At 34.8% G+C, this 3030-nt stretch carries 2 protein-coding genes and 1 riboswitch; both genes read right to left on the bottom strand.

What is annotated here, in order from left to right; all coding sequences use genetic code 11:
• Window positions 1-399: 399 nt before the first annotated feature.
• A complete protein-coding gene (locus PI85_RS23460; protein ID WP_036120727.1) occupies window positions 400-1701 on the bottom strand; it encodes an NCS2 family permease in 1302 nt (433 codons plus the stop codon).
• 131 nt (window positions 1702-1832) lie between these two features.
• A riboswitch (purine riboswitch) is annotated at window positions 1833-1934 on the bottom strand.
• Window positions 1935-2167: 233 nt separating this feature from the next.
• A complete protein-coding gene (locus PI85_RS23455; protein ID WP_036120731.1) occupies window positions 2168-2836 on the bottom strand; it encodes an MOSC domain-containing protein in 669 nt (222 codons plus the stop codon).
• Between the last annotated feature and the right edge of the window lie 194 nt (window positions 2837-3030).

Raw genomic sequence — 3030 nt, 5'->3', positions numbered from 1 at the left:
TCAGTTTTCAAGGTTCATTTGCTAGTTACTTTCAAGTAACTTTTTATAATTTAACATATTGTTAACTCGTTGTCAACTGTCTACGTTAATATTTTTTAAGTTGTTCGTTTGTTTCGTAACAACGTGTTTAAATATATCATCATAGAATAAAGTTTGCAAGTGTTTCATTAAAGTAAAACTATTCTTATTATTACAAAGTGAGTTTCTTCTATATAATGGTGAAAATAACTTTATATAATTCGTTATAGTTATGCTTTATTATTTGTAGTAAAAAAGAGACGAATAGAATAACAAGAAAAGTATTTAATTATTTACTATTCATAACCCAATAATAAAAAATCACCTCCATCGTTAGAACTTATCCTTAACAATGGAGGTGATTTTCAACATGTATTTAATTTATCGTACCCAAATGAAATACGCTAGGAAGACAAAGAATAAACCATACATCATAGGGTGAATTTCTTTTTTACGTCCCGCTAATAACATTGTGATCGGATAGAACACGAAGCCAATTGCAATACCAGTAGCAATGGAATAACCAAGAGGCATCATTAATACGGTAAAGAATGCTGGTACTGCAATCTCAAATTTATCCCAATCAATTAAACGTAGTGATGATACCATCAGTACTCCTACAATAACTAGAGCAGGTGCTGTTACTGCTGGTGTTACTACTGCTAATAACGGAGAGAAGAATAATGCTACTAAGAAAAGTACTGCTGTTACTACTGCTGAGAACCCAGAGCGAGCTCCAGCTGCTACCCCTGAAGTTGATTCTACATAGGCAGTAGTCGTAGATGTACCAAATAAAGAACCAATTGTTGTTGCAAGTGCATCTGCCATTAATGCGCGACCTGCACGTGGTAATTTATTATCTTTTACTAAGCCAGCCTGTGTTGCCACAGCCATTAAAGTACCTGCTGTATCGAAGAAATCTACAAACAAGAACGTTAATACAACTACTAAAAACTTCACGTTAAATAGTGATTCAATATCTCCAAGTGGCTGTAGTGCCACCATGAATGTAGAATCCACACTTGGAATAGCAGAAACAATTGCCATTGGAGGTTCAATAATACCTGTCACCATACCAATAATCGCCGTAATAACCATCCCTAAGAAAATACCGACACTGCGTAATTTAATAATTAAAATAACAGATAAAACAATTCCGAATACCGCTAGTAATGTAGCGCCCGTGAAAGTTCCTAAAGTTACTAATGTAGCTGGACTATCTACAATAATCCCTGCTCCTTGTAAACCTACGAAAGTAATAAACAATCCAATACCTGCCGAAACAGCATATTTAAGTTGTACTGGTATAGCATTAATAACGGTTTCACGAATACCTGTTAGAGATAAAACGATAAAGATAATCCCAGAGAAGAATACGCCAGTTAAACCTGTTTGCCATGGAATACCGTAAGCCCCAACTACTGTAAAGGCGAAGAATGCGTTTAATCCCATACCAGGAGCTAGTGATATTGGGAATTTAGCGAAAATACCCATTATTAAAGAACCAACTGCTGCAGCTAATGCTGTTGCTACGAAAACAGCACCTTTATCCATCCCTGCATTTTCTAGTATACCTGGGTTAACAGCTAGAATATATGCCATCGCAAGGAAAGTTGTAATACCACCTATTATTTCTCGGCGGTAATTAGTTCCTAATTCATCAAACATGAAATATTTTTTCATTATAAAAAAATCCTCCGTATGGTCGTCCTCAATATCGAAAACAAAAAAGACACGCTGACTAATCTACTAGTCGCATGTCTACGATATATTTCATCCACATTAATGTGTGAAATAAATTAGGGTTTATACATACGTATATAAACCTCAATCGTAGTCAAGTTATTTACGGTAACTTGGTAGAAACTCACGGGCCCTATTCCCGACATTATACGACGACTTATTTAATTTACATTCGTAATATATCATTTCACTTTTTAGATTTCAACCCTATTTCCGAACAATTTTATAAAATAAAATACGAAAGTTCGTGTAAATTTCTTATTTAATGTTCATATTTTAATAAACGTCTACTAAAAAGTCTAAGTACTGAACAATTCATCGAACGCAATAATATAAAAAATCCCTCAGAACTCACTCGAATTCTAAAGGATTTTAAGACATATTTCGATTCCCTTGCCGACAATTTTTAATTCATCACTTTACTTTGCAAGACCTGAATTCTTTTTTCTAACTTATGTTTCCAATCTTCCGCCAATGCATCAACTGCTCGGATATGTTTCATCGCATCTGCATCTTTGTTTTTAAAATATACTTCATTGCAATACAAAACAGAAACTCGGGCAGGATGCTTTTCTACTAATTCAATATTCGAGTTCGCATAGATTGTCCCCTCTTCTAGTACGCGCGCAAGGAAACCAGTATAACCAGTTTCAATCATGCGTTTGAGCAATGTGTTTGATTCAGTATATTTGTCGATCGTACTACAAGGAACACGCCCTTGAGTAATTTGAATGACAGCATCTCCTATTTTATAAATATCACCGATACAAATATCCTCTTCTAGCATATTTGTAACCGTTAAATTTTCACCGAAAGCAGCAGTTGGCAATGGATTACCAAGTTCTTGTTCCCATTGTATGTAATGTTCCGCAGGATATAAACAAACTGCACGATCAGGTCCGCCATGATGTTTTTTATCAGCAACATCATCTCCGTGGAAGCCATGAGCTGACAAATAAACTTCTTGCATTTTTTGCTTTTCAATACCTGTCATCATCGAACGCCCTTTACTATCAATCAATTCTTTTGGCATCCCAACTGCTAATGTATGAATTATTGGTTTATTTTTCTCCATTTAATTCCCCCCAAATCTGAATAGTATCATTTCTTTTGCATTCATTTAGTTTACTACACACAACACTTTACCAGCAATTTTTCCATATTGAGATACTTTATTTCTCCATAAATTCAGAAAGAATTAATTTAAAAAAGCCCTAAAAACCTCTCAGGGTTTTTAGGGCTTTTGCTACTATTCCCACTCAATCGTTG

It is taken from the genome of Lysinibacillus sp. A1, from assembly GCF_000801965.1.
Taxonomy (GTDB): Bacteria; Bacillota; Bacilli; order Bacillales_A; family Planococcaceae; genus Lysinibacillus; species Lysinibacillus fusiformis.
Note: the sequence above shows the minus strand (reverse complement) of the source record. Positions and strands in the feature narration are given on the sequence as shown.

What these genes read in the sequence shown, in the direction of transcription:
- PI85_RS23460 (WP_036120727.1), bottom strand. Translation starts at nt 1,701, where the DNA reads ATGAAAAAATATTTCATGTTTGATGAATTAGGAACTAATTACCGCCGA.
- PI85_RS23455 (WP_036120731.1), bottom strand. Translation starts at nt 2,836, where the DNA reads ATGGAGAAAAATAAACCAATAATTCATACATTAGCAGTTGGGATGCCA.